Origin of the sequence: Dokdonia sp. (genome assembly GCF_039945015.1) — a bacterium.
GTDB lineage: Bacteria > Bacteroidota > Bacteroidia > Flavobacteriales > Flavobacteriaceae > Dokdonia.
The window spans coordinates 140,865-159,840 of the sequence record NZ_JBDUXP010000012.1 but is presented as its reverse complement, the minus strand read 5'-3'; the positions used below and the strand labels follow the sequence as shown (position 1 = coordinate 159,840).

Below are 18,976 nucleotides of genomic sequence, written 5' to 3'. Positions count from 1 at the left end.
ATGAAACAAATAAGTAAGCTATTATTAATTCTAATTATTTTTGGATTAATTACAATTTCCTGTAGTGATATTGACGATGTAAATGTTAATCCCAGAAACATTACAGAAGAACAACTGGAAGTAGATTTTCAGATTGTAGGTTCAAATTACAGACCTATTTTTGAAAATATTTATCAATATGCACCTGCATGGTCTTATCAATTACAACAAAATTTAAATGCAGATGTATATTCAGGATATATGACCAATCCTCGCCCGTTTGTAGCAGGAGCAAACAACACAACATATAATTTGGTTAGTGGGTGGAATGATTTTATTTGGACGGTACCTTATTCTAATGTAATGAATAATGTAGCAACTATTAACAGATTAACAGAGACTGATTTTCCAACATTAAATGCCGTCGCTTTAATTCTAAGAGTTGAGGCTATGCATCGTGTTTCTGATGTTTTTGGACCTATAGTGTATACTAATTTTGGTGATTTAGAAAATGCGGGGGTTTATGATTCTCAACAAGAAGCCTATAATGCATTTTTTGCCGACTTAGATATTGCGGTAGCAAGCTTAACCGCAGATATTGACAACGCGAGATTTACTGCTTTTGATTTATCATACGGAGGAAATTATACGAAATGGGTCAGATTTGCAAACTCATTACGTTTACGCTTGGCTATTCATATTTCAAAAGTAGATCCAGCAAAGGCACAAACTGAAGGAGAAAAAGCATTAAATCACCCTATAGGTGTAATAGAATCAAATGAAGATGGCTTTTTTGTAAACAGTAATATAGATCACCCTCTCGCTACCATAGATAATTCATGGGGTGATATCCGTATGAATGCTTCTATGGAGTCAATATTATCGGGATATAATGATCCAAGAATAAATTCTTATTTTTCTGAAGTAAATCCAGGAGATGCAGAAACAGTCCCTGTTGTTCCTGGGGAATTAAAAGGAGTTCGTGGTGGATTGCCATTACTTTCTGGATTTGCCGATGAACTTGCTCAAAAAGCTGATTACATCAATTTTGCAGTATTAAATGATGATATTCACACGCCAATAGTTCAATTAATGACAGCATCAGAAGTTTATTTTTTAAGAGCTGAAGCGTCATTACGCAATTGGACTGGAGCTGGAGATGCACAAACAAATTATGAACAAGGTATTGCAATCTCTTTTCAACAACGAGGAGCAAGTGGTGCCTCTAGTTATATTATTGATAATACTTCAACACCCGCAGATTATGTAGATCCTGTAACGCCAGCTAATAATATAGCGGCTCTTAGTGACGCTACCATAGCTTGGAATGTTGGTGACTCTAATGAAATGAAGTTAGAAAAGGTTATCACTCAAAAATGGATAGCTATGTTCCCTGAAGGTCAAGAAGCATGGACCGAATATAGACGTACAGGTTATCCAAGAATATTTCCTGTAGTGAGTAATCAAAGTGGAGGAGTTGTAGATACAGATATACAGATACGAAGGATTCCTTTTGTAGATAGTGAATTATCTACAAATGCTACAGGAGTAGCTGCTGCTGTCAATCTTTTGGGTGGTCCTGATAATGCTGGCACAAGAGTATGGTGGGATACAGGAGGTCCTAACTTTTAAAAATAATTCTGTTTGAATATTAGTTTGAATTAAGCTTTAGCAACGGGGAAATAATACCCCGTTGCTTTACACTTATAAAGATCATTAAATATTGTGAATCGGGATTAGTACGCTTTCGCGAAAGCGTAACAAACAACTATAAATTTAGGATTCTAAAACAGCGCCATTCATGTTGCTCTGTACTTAGAAATTTTGTATAGAATAATGCTTATGATATTAGATTTAGAAAATTACAAAACACTTACCTATTCTAAAGCTGGGAGATTTGAAGAAACTCGTTATGAAAAAATTCATAATGTCCTTTTTAAAACTTCCAATGAAGCTTCTATTTTAGTCGCAAGAGAAATAGCCGCTTTAATTAAAGAAAAGACACAGTCTAATTCTCATTGTGTTCTAGGGTTAGCTACTGGCTCATCCCCTATTAAAGTATATGAGGAATTAGTAAGAATGCATAAAGAGGAAGGCTTAAGTTTTTCAAACGTGATCACTTTTAACCTTGATGAGTATTACCCTATGGATAGTAGTAATATCCAAAGCTATCACTACTTTATGCACGAGCATTTGTTTAATCATATTGACATCTTACCAGAAAATATCAATATTCCCAATGGGGTCATAAAAAGTGAAGATTTATATCAATATTGTATAGATTATGAAATAAAGATTAAAGAAGTTGGAGGGATTGATTTTCAACTTTTAGGAATCGGTAGAACAGGGCATATTGGTTTTAATGAACCTGGTTCACATTTTAATTCAAGTACTAGAATTATAACCCTAGATCATATAACAAGAATAGATGCAGCTCCTGCTTTTTTAGGTATTGACAATGTACCAAAAAAAGCAATTACTATGGGAATTGGCACCGTATGTAATGCAAAAAGAATTGTTCTTTTAGCTTGGGGTCTCAATAAGAATACTATTATAAAGAAAACTATTGAAGGTGATATCAGTTCTAATGTTCCTGCAACATATTTGCAGCATCATAAAAATGCAACTTTTGTAATAGATGAAGAAGCTTCTTCTGAGTTAACTCGAGTAAAAACGCCATGGCTTGTCAAATCATGTCTATGGACAGCTTCTCTTAAACTAAAGGCCGTAGTCTGGTTAAGTGAATTATTAAAAAAACCTATTCTAAAATTAACAGACAAAGACTATAATGACAATGGGATGTCTGATCTTTTATCAGAAGAAGGGACTGCATATGATTTAAACATTAAGATGTTCAATAGGCTTCAACATACAATTACTGGTTGGCCTGGAGGAAAACCTAATTCAGACGATTCTAATAGGCCCGAAAGAGCTATTCCTACTAAAAAAAAGGTTATCATATTTAGTCCTCATCCAGATGATGATGTCATATCTATGGGAGGAACTTTTGATCGATTAGTAGAACAAGGACATGAAGTTCATATTGCATATCAAACATCTGGAAATATAGCTGTGTCTAATGAAGAAGCATTAAAATTTGCAGAGATTGCAAAAACTATTAATTCAGATTCTAAAGAGGTAAACAACATTATTGACTTTATAAAAAATGAAAAGGATAATGACACCATAGATCCGCTTTCTGTTAGGAGGCTTAAAGGGTCTATCCGAAAAAGTGAATCATTGGCTGCGACACGATATCTAGGAATATCAGACACTAATGTACATTTTTTAAATCTCCCCTTTTATGAAACTGGAACTATCAAAAAAGGGAATATCACTCAAGAAGACATCTCTATTGTCAATGAATTAATAAATAAAATCCAACCTAATCAAATATTTGCAGCAGGAGATTTAGCAGATCCACATGGAACTCATAAGGCGTGTCTAGATATTTTATTTTCATCTATTAATTTCTTAAAAGAAAAACCATATATGCAAGATTGTTGGGTTTGGTTATACAGAGGAGCTTGGCATGAATGGGAATCTTACGAAATAGATATGGCAGTACCCATGAGTCCAGATCAAGTTCTCAAAAAGAGACACGCAATATTTTATCATCAATCACAAAAAGATGGTGTCATGTTTCAAGGCGATGATTCTAGAGAATTCTGGGTTAGAGTTGAAGATAGAAACAGGTTAACTGCAAAAAAATACAATGATCTTGGACTAGCTGATTATGCAGCTATAGAAGCATTTAAGAGATATCACTTTTAAAATATGAAGAAGCGCTTAACATTACATCTAATCTTATTTTGTTTTATAAGCTTAACATTGTTTTCTCAAAACGACTTACAAGAGAACTATAATTTAATGCCATGGCCAAAAGAAGTTATTGAAATCGATGCTGCTTTTATAATAAATCCTGATATCAAAATTTCAATACAGGGAACAAAAAAAAAAGGAAGAGTTTATAACGCTTCTATTAATTTTCTTAGACGATTGACCAATAGAACTGGAATCTTTATTAATGAGGGGTTTCCATTAATAAATGACAAAGAAGCTTCTATTCAAATAAAATTTGATCGTATCTCAACATTATCTTTACAAGATGATGAATCTTATTCTTTATCTATTAAAGAAAAGAAAATTTTAATATCTGCTCCAACAGATATTGGTGCGTTATATGCGTTACAAACATTGTTACAATTAACCGATTATGACAGTAACAATTATTATTTTCATGGATTAAATATAAATGATACCCCTCGTTTTGTTTGGCGTGGTTTAATGATTGATGTTGCTAGGCATTTTCAGCCAGTGCATGTTATTAAACGAAATTTAGACGCCATGGCTTCTGTGAAGCTTAATGTTTTTCATTGGCATTTAACAGACGATCAAGGGTTCAGAGTAGAATCTAAAGTATATCCTAAACTTCAAGAGTTATCATCTGATGGATTGTACTATACTCAAGAACAAATAAAAGAGGTTGTCAATTATGCATCTAGTATAGGTATAAGGGTTATTCCAGAGTTTGATGTTCCTGGTCATGCTTCTGCTATATTAACTGCTTATCCAGAATTAGGAAGCAAAAAAGAATATGCATATGCTATTGAGAGATATGCAGGTGTTTTTGATCCTACTTTAGACCCTACTAATGACAAGACATATCTTTTTTTAAAGAATTTATTTACAGAAATCGCACCTTTATTTCCAGATGAATATTTTCATATTGGAGGAGATGAGAATGAAGGAAAACATTGGGATAAAAACCTAGCTATTCAAAAGTTCAAAAAACAGCATGATTTAAAAACAAATCATGATTTACAAACTTATTTTAATATTAAACTTGAAGAAATCTTAAGTAATTTAGGAAAGAAGTTAATGGGTTGGGATGAAATAATGACTCCAAATATGCCAACAACAGCTGTGATACATTCTTGGAGAGGTGAAAATGAAGGAATGTCCAAAGGAGGTTCGTTAATTAGTGCTGCAAAGAAAGGGTATCAAACGGTACTTTCTAATGGTTATTATATTGATAGAATGTTGTCTGTAAAGCATCATTATACTGTAGATCCAATAGGAGATGTTCAATTAACAACAGATGAACGAAAGCGTATATTAGGAGGAGAAGCAACAATGTGGAGTGAATTAGTAACTCCTCTTACGATTGATTCTCGAATTTGGCCAAGAACAGCTGCTATAGCAGAAAGATTTTGGTCAGAAAAAGAAATTAATGATATTGATAATATGTTAATTCGGCTTGAAGATGTTTCTAATAAATTAGAAGAATTAGGGATTACGCATATAAGAAATAAAGAAGTTATTTTAAGAAATATTAGTAATCATAAAGACAACGAAGCTCTTCAATCGTTGTCTAATCTATGTGAACCATTAAAAGTGTATTCCAGAAATAAAGGAGGTACTGAATACAAAACCTACTCCCCCTTTACCCTATTTGCTGATGCTTGTACCGCAGATGCTCCAGATGCAATGAGATTTAATAACATTACAAACAAATTAGAAGAAGAAAGTTCTATTATAGAAATTAAAAAACATCTTGAAATTTGGTCAAATAACTATAGAAATCTACAACCTATACTTCATAATCCCAATGTTGCTCCTCTAAGAGCCTTATCCCAAAATTTATCTAATACTTCTAAGATATTACTTAAAGCAATTAATACAAAAAAGATTACACAAAATGATCTTAATGAATTAAAGGCATCCTTACATATTTTAGAAGAGGCTATTATCGATGTTGAATTAGCAATAGTAGATTCACTAGAACGAATAATTAAATTTTGTGAGATTAACTATTTAATTAAGTGAAAGAATATGAAAGCTAATAATATTACATTAAAAGATTTGGCATCAATTTTAGGGGTTTCTATTTCTACAGTATCTAAAGCTCTTAGTAATAGTTCTCAAATAAGCAAGGAAACTAAAAAGAAAGTAAAAGATATAGCTAAACTACTTAATTATAGACCAAATATTCATGCATCTGCATTAAGGAATAATCGTCATAGTTTAATATTAGGAGTTATACTTCCTGACCTTAAGGATAGTTTTTTTTTAGACTCTTTAAATGGTATTACTGAAGAATCTTATAAAAATGATTATAAGATCATGGTCTATCAATCTTGTAATGATTATAATAAAGAAATAGAATATTCTAAATTATTATTTGATAGTAATATTATAGATGGACTTATTTTTTCTTCAACACAAAAAGTTATTCTCTCAAAAGCAGAAAATCATATAAAAAACTTCATTAAAAAAGGAATACCCGTTATTTACATAAATAAGCAAAAAAAGGCAAATGACATTTATAAAGAGAGAGGCTTTAAAATTGGTCAAGATTCTGTAAAAGAGTTACTTTTAAAGATTAACCATACTCATTTAAGTGCTTAATAATAAAAAGATCAAACTCACATATACTTAATAGAAATAAATGAAAACTATTAAAGGACATATTCAATTAATAATATATTATTTGTTTCTATTCTTGTTCCTATTTACTTCTTGTAATAAATCTGAAGAAATAACAAAAAACAAAACACTTTTTAGTTTAGTAAATAACGACCATACTAATATTCATTTTACCAATATAGTAGAAGAAGATTTGTATTTCAACTTTTTAAATTATCCATATGTATATAATGGAGGTGGCGTTGCTACTGGTGATATTAACAATGATGGATTAGAAGATTTATATTTTACTTCCAATCAAAAATCTAACAAATTATATGTAAACAATGGGGATTTTAAGTTTGAAGACATAACAGAAAGTGCTAGTGTTTCTGATGAAGAAGGTTGGACCACCGGAGTAACAATGGTAGATATTAACAATGATGGTTGGTTAGATATTTATGTATGCAAATCCGGAACTTTACAAAATAACGAAGCTCGTAAAAACAAGCTTTTTATAAATCAAAAAAACAATACTTTTAAAGAGAGTGCTACTCAATACGGGATTGATTTTTATGGGTTTTCTATCCAATCTTATTTTTTTGATATGGATAATGATGGAGATTTGGATATGTATTTAGTAAATCATAGGGTAGATTTTAGGAATAATATCACTATTGACATACAGAGGGATGAAAAAATTGAAGATTACGGATCTGATCAATTATTTAAAAATGAGAATGGGCGCTTTATAAATATTACTAATAGTTCTGGTATAGCAAATAAGGCTTGGGGATTATCTGCATCTATAGGTGATTTTAATGATGATGGTTGGTTAGATGTTTTTGTTGCTAATGATTTTTTTCATCCAGACTATTTATATCTCAATAATAAAAATGGCACATTCTCAGATAATGCGTTAAACACTTTTAAGCATATATCAAATAATAGTATGGGTTCTGATTTTGAAGATCTCAATAATGATTTTAAATCAGATTTAATTGTATTAGACATGCTTGCCGAAGATCATATAAGAGGTAAAGAGAATATGGCATCCATGAATATTAATAGTTTTAATATGATGGTAAATGCAAATTACCACCATCAATATATGTCTAATGTTTTTCAACTAAATAATGGCAATAATACTTTTAGTGAAATTGCCCAATTAGCTGGTATTGGTAATACTGATTGGTCTTGGGCTCCATTAATTGCTGATTTTGACAATGATGGACTAAAAGATATTTTTATTACTAATGGAATACATCATGATCTTTCTAATCAAGATTTTAGAGACCAAATGCGTCAAAATATCATGAATAGAAAAAAGGTAAGTTTAGAACAAGCTATTGCTATGATGCCTTCTAATAAATTACAGAATTACGTATATAAAAATAATGGAGATCTAACATTTACAAAAGCATCAAAAACTTGGGGTATTCAGGAAAAAGTGAATTCTAATGGTGCTGTATATAGTGATTTAGATAATGATGGAGATTTAGATTTAGTTATCAATAATCAAGCAGATGAAGCTTCTGTATACGCTAATAACTCTAATCAAAATTTTATCACTTTTTCACTTAAAGGCCCAAGTCAAAATAAGAATGCGATAGGTAGTAAAGTACAATTATATGCTAAAGACTTACAACAATCAAAAACATTATTTGTAAGTAGAGGCTATCAATCTTCAGTGACTAATAAATTACATTTTGGATTAGGAAATACAACTATTATTGATAGCATCAAGGTTGAATGGCCAGATGGGTCTAATCAGTTTTTAACTGATGTAGAGGTTAATCAAGTATTAGAATTAGATTTTACCAAAAAAGATTCGTCTTCCACAAAACATAAAGAAGTCATTCCTTCTTTATTTAAAAATATTGACCCATCAAGTTTAGGTATTAATTATCTTCAAAAAGAAAATCAATTTAATGATTTTGACATACAACTTCTATTACCTCAAAAACAATCAGAAATAAGTTCTGTATTAGCAGTGGCTGATGTCAACAATGATGGACTAGACGATTTTTTTGTTGGAAATGCTAGAGGAGCTGCATCATCTTTATATATTCAAAAAAGAGATGGCGCTTTTATAGAAAGCAATCAAAAATTATTTCAGAAAGATCTTCTTTATGAAGACACGGATGCAAAATTTATTGACATTGACAATGATAATGATTATGATTTATATGTAACCTCAGGAGGCTATGAAGTAGAGGATAATAGTCCATTATTACAAGATCGTTTATATATAAATGATGGGGAGGGCTTTTTTCACGAAAGTGATATGTTACCTCTTATATTTATAAATTCTAAAGGGATTACTGCTACAGATTTTGATAATGATGGTGATAAAGATATTTTTATAGGCAGTAGGGTTAAATCTGGGAAATATCCTTTATCTGATCATTCATATTTACTTGAAAATAAGGGTCAAAAGTATGAAAATGTTACTTCTGAAAAAATTAATGATATCTCTACATTACGCATGGTAAATGATGCCATCTTTTCTGATTATGACAATGATGGAGATGATGATTTAATAGTAGTAGGAGAATGGATGCCTATTACAATTTTTGAAAATAGAGATCAACAATTCATTAAAAAAGAAGATTCTACATTAGATAGTATTAACGGTTGGTATCAAGCAATTAAAGAAACTGATATAAATAATGATGGTAAGCCTGACTATGTTATAGGAAATTGGGGTACTAACAACAAGTTTCATCCTACAGAAACAAAACCATTACATATATATGCAGATTATTTTGATGATAATACAACTTTTGATATAGCACTTAGTAAAGTATCTAAAACAGGAGATTTAATCCCTGTACGAGGAAGAGAGTGTTCTTCCCAACAAACACCTTTTATAAATAATACTATTAAAAATTATAAAGAATTTGCATCTTCTACAATGTTTAAAATTTATGGGGATGACAAACTAAACAAAGCAACTCATTACCAGGCTCACAACTTTGCATCCTTTGTTTTGGTCAATAAAGGGAATGGTCAATTTAAAACACAAAGGTTACCAAATCAGGCACAATTTAGTCCTACTTTAAGTATAGAAAGTCATGACATTAACAATGATGGATATGTAGATATTTTTGGGATAGGCAATGTATTTGAATCCGAAGTAGAAACTATTCGTTATGATTCTTCAAAAGGATACATCTTACTAGGAAATGAAGAAGGTACATTTAAATTTAGCACCGACACCAGCTACTTAAATAATAATGAAGCTAGATCAATAAAAAAGATAATCATTAATGATAAAACCTGTTTTATTATTCTTAATAAAAATAACTACCTCAAGATTATAGAACTTAAAGACTGACTCATATATCAACAAACTTAAGAATGCAAACAAACAAATCATATTATGAAGTTATTCGAAAAGAATCATTTGCAAATAATGACGTTTATGACACGTTTTTAAATTGGATTAGCGGAGAGTTTGATTTATATCTACAAGATGAAGAAAATGATTTACAAGTGTTCTTCCCTTTCGGGAAATTTTGTATAAGGAGAATAAATAATTGTAAAGAAAATATTAAAGTAGAAATCAATGTAAAGAGCAAAAACTTGTCTCTTTGCAATTATATTTCAGACAAGATAACCGCAGTACAAAGTCATATGAAAAAAATATGATTTTACTCTTTTTATTTAATTATTTGTATTTTTAGACTAGTTATAGTACTATGAAAAATCCATGTACATTACTTATTCTATTACTAACACTATTTTTTGCAAGTGCATGCAAATCTAATCATGCGATTAAAGAGGTAGAAGTAAAAAAGGAAAGTCTTGATCTTGGTTATATGTATTGGGCAAATGACTTCACTCCGTTTGGATTTGGTTCTCGCTATTCTCTTATTGTCTTAGGAACTGTTACTAAATTAGAACCTCCATCTACACCATCTGAAGATGCATTATATACATCTGTAGAAGGTCGTATTACCATTCAAGAAATCATATACGATTCAAAATCACACAATAGAGATATGAATACAATACGTCATCTAGAAACTGATTGTTTTGATGGCACATCTCTTAAAAAAGGGAATCAAGTTTTAGTTTTTTGTGTCTCATATGAAGGTGATTATGCCATTACTGGAAGGCAATCTATCATTAAAATACCAATGAATGACAAACGTTATATAACGTCTATAAAGAAGTATATAAACGCTTCTTACAATCCCACTGTAATAGAAAAAGATCTTGATTTATGGAGTAAAGTCGTCGATGGAGAAACATTACAAAACTATATTAAAGAATATAGAGCATACAAGAACAATTGAAGACAATTTGTTTTAAAATATATCTTTCAAAAAAAATGAAAGATATATAAGTATTTGGGAAATACTGACCTTTTAATTAACTTTAAATCAGCATACATTTGTTAAATATCATAAGTAACCATTAAAACACATTTTATATGAACACTGGAAATTTAATTATCAGATTAGGCTTTGGACTCTTATTTATTTGGGGTGGCGTAGAAAAATTTATTGAAGGATTTTTAGGCGGTGTAGGTCTTGACAATATGGCTGCTTTTCTTAAAAGTAGTGGTCTTTCATTTTTAGGAGATTCAGGAACATACGCACTAGGAGCTTTATTAGCAGCTCTAGAACTCATTGCTGGTATACTTCTTATCATTAACAAAAAGACTTTTCTGGCATATGTTTTTTTAGCATTTATCATGTTAATGGCATTAGTACTAGTACATATTCCTTCAGGTAATTGGATGAATATTATGATACATCTTGCACTATTTACAACTTTAACAGGACTTGCTCTTAATGCGCGAGCAACTAGTTAATCTCAAAAATATATGAAAATAAAAAATCCTCTGAGTTTTCAGGGGATTTTTTATTTATCGCACATAACAGATTAAATCTTTTACATATTAAGTTAAAAAGCCAATTCATATACAGCCCCATCATTCTCAAACTCAAATAACTTAGAGTAATCCATTACATTAGAAACTCCATCAAGTTTACATAAATAAGAGACTGTTACACAAAGACTATTAAACAACACTTCTTTATCTTTCGGGTTAATAGGTTTTTGTCCATAATATCGTATAGGTAAAGAATATCCACAAGCCTCTAAAAAAACAGCTTCGATTTGCAATAATTCTTGAGGCGTATATCCATTAAACGTTCGTCCCAATCCTTGATGTACTTTTCCAATATAATTCAAAACAATAGCACCATGATCATCAGAAAGATATTTCCAAGCTTCTGTGTTGTCTAGAATATTTCCTACAGCACATGATTTACAACATTCAGGATGTAATAAATCACTATGAAAAGCAGTATATAATTTTGTAATAGCGTCCTCAAGCCTTTTGGAAGTATTCATAGTATTTTTTTTAGCTCTTTAAATTTAAAAAAAATAAACCTAATAACACATAAATTAATAGCACAAAATAGTTAGAGAACCATAGTACTTCCATTAAGTATTAAATAAGAATTTTTGACATATGTCAACCCAAACTTCGCTTAACAAATCAAAATTACAAATGAGGAGTTTTTGACATCATACACATTTATAAAATACACTGATTCAGCAGGAAACATTAGCTTTGTGTTATTTTTAACAACATACGGTAGGAATTTTTGACATTCAGTTGTTATTTTAGTAGGCAATAGCATCAAGTCAATTATACCTTTTCAATCAAACATACTTAAATACTGACATGACGTTAGTATTTATGTAAGACTAATATGCTCATATAAACAAAGGATAACGTGTAATTAGCCAACACATAGGTCTCTATATGAACAAGCTCAATTAAAATATAAAATAAAAACCGTATTTTTCAAAAAAACTACACTACATGAGTAAATATTATTTAACCCTGTTGACTTTCTTATTTGCTTTATTATTATCCTGTGGTAATGATGATAATTATATTCCTGTAAATGAAACTGATGACGACCCAATCATGACAGATGATCAAGGTACTGTAGATGATATGAATGTAACTGTTGACTTAACTGCAGTTCCTTTTACTTCATTATCTGAATATGGCTTTTTTGATGGAAATCTAGCAGACCTTATTCCTAATCAAGGAGTACTTGAATACTCATTAATTAATAAACTCTTTTCTGATTACTCAATAAAAAAACGTTTTATATGGATGCCAGAAGGAGTAACCTCTACATACGATAGTGATAATAAATTACTTATTTTTCCAATTGGCACTATAATAGTCAAAAACTTCTTTTACGATAATGTTCTTCCTGCAAACTCTAGACGTATTCTAGAAACTCGTATGCTTATACGTACTGCTGATGGTTGGGAATTTGCCAATTATGTATGGAATGAAGCACAAACAGAAGCTACGCTAGATTTAGATGGTAGTAATGTAGATATTATGTGGGAACTCAATGGTGAAACTAGATCTGTAAATTATAGAATTCCTAATATTGCAGAATGTCAGACATGTCATAAAACGGGTGACACTTCTATTCCTATTGGACCTAAACCTCAAAATCTTAACAAATCATTTACCTATTCTGATGGAACTACAGAAAATCAACTTCAAAAATGGCTAGATGCAGGATACTTACAATCATTTCCTAATAGCATAAATACTTTAGTAGACTGGGAAGACACGAGTGCCCCTATTAAAGATAGAGTACGTAGTTATGCTGAGGTTAACTGTGCTCATTGTCATATAGATGAAGGACATTGCTCTTATAGACCTATACGATTAGATTACGCATCATCTATATTAGATGAAAACATTGGAATTTGTGTTGAACCAGATGAAGATTTAGGAGGAGGGCTTTCTCATATTATCAAGCCAGGAAATATAGGAAGATCAACTTTATTTTTTAGACTAAATACCACAGCCGAAGAAGTTCGTATGCCTCTTTTAGGAAGAACTCTTATACACGATGAGGCTATTACACTTATAGAAGAATTTATAAACCAACTAGAAACTGAATGTGAATAACTAAACTACACCAATCATGAAAAAATTACTTTACACTTTATTACTATGTATGCCTTTTGCATTACTAGCTCAACAAGATTGCGCAAATGCAATTTCAGTAAGTGCAGGAACATATACTGTAGACACCATAGACGGTGAAGCTCCTACACCTGTCTGTACAACTTCAACTACAAACCCTGCTAACAATGGAGAATGGTACCTGTATACTGCAGCAGATGATGTTTTTGTTACTGTAACATCAGATCTTCAAGTAAATTCTGGAGGGGATACACGTCTACAGATTTATAGTGGAGATTGTGGAAATTTAAACTGTGTTATCGGAGATGATGACGGCGGTAATATTGGAAATGGATACTTATCTGTTGCTTCTTTTCAAGCAACGGCTGGCACATCTTATTATATCGCTTGGGACAACAATTGGTCTTCTAACGGTTTTGATTTTGAAATTAGTGAAGCAGATGCTCCACCTCCAGGACAACTTACATTTACAGCTCAAGGAGTTACAACTAATGGTTCTAGACTTGCCATGGTTGATATGAATGGAGACTTCCTTGACGATTTAGTATCTGTATCTAACACAAACGTAAATATTAATTACCAACTTGAAGGTGGCGGTTTTAATACTGTAGACATCACAACGACTCCTGCAAACTATACTCCTTCTTGGAGTCTTGCTGCTGGAGATATAGATGGGAATGGTTATAACGACTTACTTTATGGTGGAGGTAGTGGTGTTACTTTTATGTATGCAAATGATGATGGCACAGGATTTACAGAAGTTTCAGGACCGGAATATGTTTTCTCGCAACGTTCTAATTTTGTAGATCTTAATAACGATGGTAACTTAGACGCTTTTGTATGTCACGATGTACAACCTAATGTATACTATATTAATGATGGTGATGGGAATCTTACATTCTACCAAGGAGCAGATCCTGATGGAATCCCATCTGGTTTAGGTCTAGTTTCAAACGGAGGTAACTACGGTACTGTATGGATTGATTTTGACAATGATCATGATATGGATCTTTTTATCGCAAAATGTAGAGGAGGTCAAACTGAAGCAAAAATCAATCAACTTCATAGAAATAATGGTGACAACACCTATACTAATATCGCTGGAGATACGGGCGTAAATCTTGCCGATGCTGTTCAGACTTGGTCTTCAGCTTGGGGAGATTATGATAATGACGGAGATATGGATGGGTACATTGGAGCGAGTTCTACTTCAGACGGACCTACAAAATATATGCGTAATAATGGAGATGGAACTTTTACAGACATTTCTGGTTCTGTAGACCTTTCTGGAACACCATTAGGGATCGAAAATGCACCGGGAGACTTTAATAATGATGGTCACCTTGATATATTCTCAAATGGTAGAATTCTTTTAAACGGAGGTGATGGACTTTCTTTTACAGTCCTTAGCCAAACAGTTCCTCAAAGCGGAGCTATTGGAGATGCTAATGATGATGGTTTCTTAGATATTTTCAGTAATGGACTTTTCTTAAACAATGCAAACGATAATAACTGGATCAAAATAGTAACTATAGGAGATCAAAGTAATAGAAATGGTATTGGAGCTCGTGTAGAGATTACATCTTCTGGATTAGGAACTCAGATAAGAGATGTACGAAGTGGAGAAGGTTTTAGATACATGAGTTCTTTAAATACTCATTTTGGTTTAGGTCAAGATGATGCTATTGAGGTCGTAACTGTTTATTGGCCTTCAGGTATTATTACTACAATTGATAATCCAGATATTAATGAAACACTTGTTATACATGAAAATGAAGCATTAGGAATAGATGATATTACTGCAAATGATCTTAAACTATTCCCTAACCCTGCAGAAGATTTCATAAATCTAGAAACATCATTCCAATTAAACAATGCTATTTATACTGTATTTACAATAGATGGTAAGCGTGTTCTTAATGGAAAACTTGATACAAATGCTGTTGATGTAAGTAATCTTGCAACAGGAAATTACTTTATGCGTATTTATCAAGAAAACAAATCATACGTACAACAGTTCTTAAAGAAATAAGGATCTATTTACTTCTAAAATAAGTACATAAAAAATGCGTGCCATTTGGCACGCATTTTTTTTACACTCTCGATCAAAGAAATTACTCTACTTCTTTACCTTCAGCAGTCCATTGAGAAATTCCTCCTTCCAAGTCGTATATTTTTTCAAAACCAGCTTCTTCTAGCAAAGCAGCACATTTTGCACTTCTGCCTCCTTTCTGGCAATACACGTATACTGGTTTATCTTTATCAAGTTCTGATATCTGTGCTGCCCAATCATCACCTTGATATACGATGTTTTTTGCATTCTTTATGTGATTAGAAGCAAATTCGTTTCTTGTGCGAACATCTATTAACTGTACAGATTCCGCACGAAGTACTTCTTCCATCTCTTGTACAGAAATCACTTCAACACGAGGTTCTGTAGCTACCTCTTTACAAGAAACTATTGATAAAACAATACACAAAGGAATGACGTATCTCATCATTTTTTAATTAACCTTCTTGATCTACCCAAGCAGTATACCCACCTAGCATATTATAAGTTGTTTCAAAACCAAGTTGTCCCATAATAGCACAAGCTTGACCACTACGATTACCAGAACGACAATACACATAGTAATTTTTTGCTGGGTCTAATTTCTTTACCTCATCTATAAAACCTTGCCCTAGATATATATCTATATGCTGTGCATTATCTAGCATTCCTTCTTCTACTTCATCATCTGTTCGTACATCTAGAATTACTGCATTTTCGTCTGTTGCTATAAGTGATTTCCACTCATCTACTGTTATATCTTTCATTATGTTAATTTGAGTTGTCCTAATTCTGTTTTCTTTATGGCTCCATATCCTCCTAATACATTTACCACATTGTCGATCCCTTGTGATCTTGCAATAGAAGCATAAATTAATGATCTATAGCCTCCTGCACAATGTATATGGTATGTTTTTGAGGGATCTAAGTTTTTGCTATTTGTATGTACTTCGTCTAGCGAGGCGTGAGATACTCCATCTATATGACTTGTAGCATACTCTCCAGGCTTACGCACATCAAGAGGGTTTGTAATACTACCGTTTGTAATTCCGTCTACAAATTCTTGTGCCGTTACTTCTTGTATTGCTACAGTTTCTTTTCCAGCAGCTACCCATGCCTCTACACCTCCTTTAAGATATCCTAAACTATGATCATATCCTACTCTAGAAAGACGTGTTGCCACTTCTTCTTCCTTCCCTTCTTCGGCTATAAATATTATTTTTTGATTGATATCTTGCACTACAGATCCTACCCACGGAGCAAACTGACCGCTAAGACCTATAAACCAAGCATGTGGTAAGGACGCTTTCGCGAAAGCAAAAATAGCTCTTGTATCTAGTATTAATACATCATCCTGCGAGGCTATTGTCTCAAACTCTTCAACCGAAAGTGGTGTTGTTCCTCTTTTTATAATTGTATCAAAATCTATATTCACACGCTTATTCATAGCGACATTCTCAGGAAAATAACTAGGAGGCGCTTGAAGTCCTGTAATAAGTTCTTTTATAAAATCTGCTTTAGAAAGTTTAAAAGCATAATTTGTCTCCTTTTGATTTCCTAATGTATCACTAGTCTGACTACTCATGTTTTTACCACAAGCAGATCCTGCACCATGTGCTGGATAAACGATAATATCATCAGATAATGGCATAATGCGATTATGTAAACTATCATAGAGATGCCCTGCTAGATCTTCTTTGGTCAGGTTTGATTTTGCTGCAAGATCTGGACGTCCTACATCTCCTATAAATAAAGTGTCTCCTGTAAATAACGCTTGCTCCTCCCCTTTTTCATTTCGCAGCAAATAACACGTAGATTCCATAGTATGACCAGGCGTATGGATCACTTCTATAGTAAGTGCTCCCAATGTAAAAACTTCTCCATCTTTTGCTCCATGATAATCATAGCCAGCTTTTGCATTAGGTCCTAATACCACCGTCGCTCCTGTAGCCTTTGCTAAGTCTACTTGTCCACTTACAAAATCAGCATGAAAATGAGTTAAAAAAACATACTTAATAACACTCTCGTGTTCTTTGGCAAGATCAAGATAAGGTTGTACCTCTCTTAATGGATCTATAATAACAGCCTCACCTTGCGAACTTATAAAATAAGCTCCTTGGGCTAGGCACTTTGTATACATTTGTTCTAAGATCATAACGTATGTGTAGTTTGAGTACAAATTTAAGCAAATAAAATAGGGGTAAACAAAAAAATCGAAATCAGTCGATTTCGATTTTCTATATTTTCATAAGCTTAGACTATGCCTTAATAGAACAACCTATAGCTTTGGTCTCTGTTACCTCTACTGACTTACCAGATAATAGTGCATCTACTGCATTTTCCAAGTATCTTACTTTTACAGCATTTGCGCTTCTAGAATTATCATCAATAGCACCTATATATTTTACTTCATTCCCTTTATCAGTTTTCTGAAGTAAATATACATGTGGTGTTTTTGTCGCTCCATACTTTGGATATACCTGTTGACCTTCATCAAAAAGATATGGAAATGTAAACCCTTTTTCTTTTGCTCTTACTTTCATAGCTTCAAAACTATCTCCAGGTTTTACATCTGGATTATTAGGGTTTATAGCAATTACAGGATAACCTAAATTCTTATATTTTGTATCAAGTGCTATAATCCTATCTTCATTTGCTACAGAAAATGGACACGTATTACAGGTAAAAATCACAATAAATCCTTTTGCGCTTGTATAATCTGAAAAAGAAACAAATTGTCCATCTATATTTTTAAGATGAATATCATCTGCCATATCTCCTACACCATATCCATTACTCCCTATTCCTTTAGGTCCCATAGACTTTACTACAAACGCAGATAAAATCACTACGACAGCAAGGGCGGTTAAGATTTTTAATGTTTTCATAAAAATAATTTAAGCTCTTTTTCTAATTCATCATATGTAAATGATCTTTCATAAAAAGAACGTTTTTCTTTAGTATATATAATAGTGGCTGGAATTGCTCCCGACCATGAAACATCTACTTTAGGTATCCAATTATTTGCATCCCCATCGTCTAAAAATACTACTTCTGATTGAATATTATGCTTTTCTATAAAACGACTTAAGCGTTCTATATGATCTGGAAAATCAAGACTTACCAAAATTACATCTACATCCTGATCTGCATACAATGTATTTACCTTCTCAAAATAAGGTAATTCTTTGACACAAGGTTGACACCAAGTTGCCCAAAAGTTAACCACTTGAACTGTTGCATTGGACGTTTCTAGATATTCCTCTAATCCTTCGTAATCAACTGTTTCAAAAGATACTTGGGAAGACATTTTGGTTGACGTAATGACTTCTTCCTTTCCTCCTTTACAACCCATCAAGATCAATACACCTACGAGTATATAGTATTTCATCATTACAAATGTATAATATGGTTTTTGTTCTATAGGTTCTATTAACAAACTTTGGGATTTATACGTTAAAAAATTGTTGCACTCTTCTTAGAAAATCATCAAATTTTTAAAAAATTGTTAAATATTCCAAATTTAAGTTCAAACATATTACATTTGT

General features: G+C 32.1%; 16 protein-coding genes. 10 read left to right on the top strand and 6 right to left on the bottom strand.

Features of this window, described 5'->3' with window-relative positions; all coding sequences use genetic code 11:
- The 8 genes from ABJD27_RS09625 (at position 1) to ABJD27_RS09590 (ending at position 11,212) form a co-directional block, all read left to right on the top strand.
- Positions 1–1,611: a RagB/SusD family nutrient uptake outer membrane protein gene (locus tag ABJD27_RS09625; protein WP_348162995.1), complete on the top strand. Its 1,611-nt coding sequence runs from the start codon at positions 1–3 to the stop codon at positions 1,609–1,611.
- Between the two features lie 210 nt (positions 1,612–1,821).
- Entirely contained in the window at positions 1,822–3,753 is a 1,932-nt protein-coding gene (gene nagB / locus ABJD27_RS09620) for a glucosamine-6-phosphate deaminase (RefSeq protein ID WP_348162998.1), read from the top strand.
- 3 nt (positions 3,754–3,756) lie between these two features.
- Positions 3,757–5,808, top strand: a complete 2,052-nt coding sequence (locus ABJD27_RS09615; protein WP_348163000.1) for a family 20 glycosylhydrolase — start codon at positions 3,757–3,759, stop codon at positions 5,806–5,808.
- Between the two features lie 6 nt (positions 5,809–5,814).
- Positions 5,815–6,390, top strand: coding sequence for a LacI family DNA-binding transcriptional regulator (locus ABJD27_RS09610; protein WP_348163003.1), 576 nt, complete (start codon positions 5,815–5,817; stop codon positions 6,388–6,390).
- Between the two features lie 40 nt (positions 6,391–6,430).
- On the top strand, positions 6,431–9,727 hold the full coding sequence (locus ABJD27_RS09605) for a CRTAC1 family protein (RefSeq protein ID WP_348163006.1): 3,297 nt from the start codon (positions 6,431–6,433) through the stop codon (positions 9,725–9,727).
- Positions 9,728–9,750: 23 nt separating this feature from the next.
- Positions 9,751–10,041 carry a hypothetical protein gene (locus tag ABJD27_RS09600; RefSeq protein ID WP_348163009.1) on the top strand — a complete coding sequence of 97 codons (291 nt, stop codon included), beginning with the start codon at positions 9,751–9,753 and terminating at the stop codon, positions 10,039–10,041.
- Between the two features lie 50 nt (positions 10,042–10,091).
- Positions 10,092–10,691 carry a hypothetical protein gene (locus ABJD27_RS09595; protein WP_348163012.1) on the top strand — a complete coding sequence of 200 codons (600 nt, stop codon included), beginning with the start codon at positions 10,092–10,094 and terminating at the stop codon, positions 10,689–10,691.
- A gap of 137 nt (positions 10,692–10,828) precedes the next feature.
- Positions 10,829–11,212: a DoxX family membrane protein gene (locus tag ABJD27_RS09590; RefSeq protein ID WP_348163015.1), complete on the top strand. Its 384-nt coding sequence runs from the start codon at positions 10,829–10,831 to the stop codon at positions 11,210–11,212.
- A 92-nt stretch (positions 11,213–11,304) separates the two neighbouring features.
- On the opposite strand, the gene ABJD27_RS09585 is transcribed toward ABJD27_RS09590, so the two are convergent.
- Positions 11,305–11,757 (bottom strand): Na(+)-translocating NADH-quinone reductase subunit F, encoded by a 453-nt coding sequence (locus tag ABJD27_RS09585; protein WP_348163018.1) that lies wholly within the window; start codon positions 11,755–11,757, stop codon positions 11,305–11,307.
- Between the two features lie 478 nt (positions 11,758–12,235).
- On the opposite strand from ABJD27_RS09585, the gene ABJD27_RS09580 reads away from it, so the two are divergent.
- Together ABJD27_RS09580 and ABJD27_RS09575 are read left to right on the top strand one after the other, a co-directional pair.
- Positions 12,236–13,360, top strand: coding sequence for a hypothetical protein (locus ABJD27_RS09580; protein ID WP_348163021.1), 1,125 nt, complete (start codon positions 12,236–12,238; stop codon positions 13,358–13,360).
- 16 nt (positions 13,361–13,376) lie between these two features.
- The gene (locus ABJD27_RS09575) at positions 13,377–15,410 is read left to right on the top strand and encodes an FG-GAP-like repeat-containing protein (protein ID WP_348163024.1); all 2,034 of its coding nucleotides are present in this window, start codon (positions 13,377–13,379) and stop codon (positions 15,408–15,410) included.
- Positions 15,411–15,492: 82 nt separating this feature from the next.
- Here the strand turns inward: ABJD27_RS09575 and ABJD27_RS09570 are convergent, their stop codons facing one another.
- From ABJD27_RS09570 to ABJD27_RS09550, 5 genes are all read right to left on the bottom strand, one after another.
- Positions 15,493–15,879: a rhodanese-like domain-containing protein gene (locus tag ABJD27_RS09570; protein WP_348163027.1), complete on the bottom strand. Its 387-nt coding sequence runs from the start codon at positions 15,877–15,879 to the stop codon at positions 15,493–15,495.
- A gap of 7 nt (positions 15,880–15,886) precedes the next feature.
- Positions 15,887–16,195 (bottom strand): rhodanese-like domain-containing protein, encoded by a 309-nt coding sequence (locus ABJD27_RS09565; RefSeq protein ID WP_348163030.1) that lies wholly within the window; start codon positions 16,193–16,195, stop codon positions 15,887–15,889.
- Positions 16,195–17,583 carry an MBL fold metallo-hydrolase gene (locus tag ABJD27_RS09560; protein WP_348163033.1) on the bottom strand — a complete coding sequence of 463 codons (1,389 nt, stop codon included), beginning with the start codon at positions 17,581–17,583 and terminating at the stop codon, positions 16,195–16,197. Before ABJD27_RS09560 ends, ABJD27_RS09565 begins: the two co-directional genes overlap by 1 nt.
- Positions 17,584–17,686: 103 nt before the next feature.
- Positions 17,687–18,316 carry a thioredoxin family protein gene (locus ABJD27_RS09555; protein WP_348163036.1) on the bottom strand — a complete coding sequence of 210 codons (630 nt, stop codon included), beginning with the start codon at positions 18,314–18,316 and terminating at the stop codon, positions 17,687–17,689.
- Positions 18,313–18,822, bottom strand: a complete 510-nt coding sequence (locus ABJD27_RS09550) for a TlpA disulfide reductase family protein (protein WP_348163038.1) — start codon at positions 18,820–18,822, stop codon at positions 18,313–18,315. The genes ABJD27_RS09555 and ABJD27_RS09550 overlap by 4 nt, the downstream gene beginning before the upstream one ends.
- Positions 18,823–18,976: the final 154 nt, after the last annotated feature.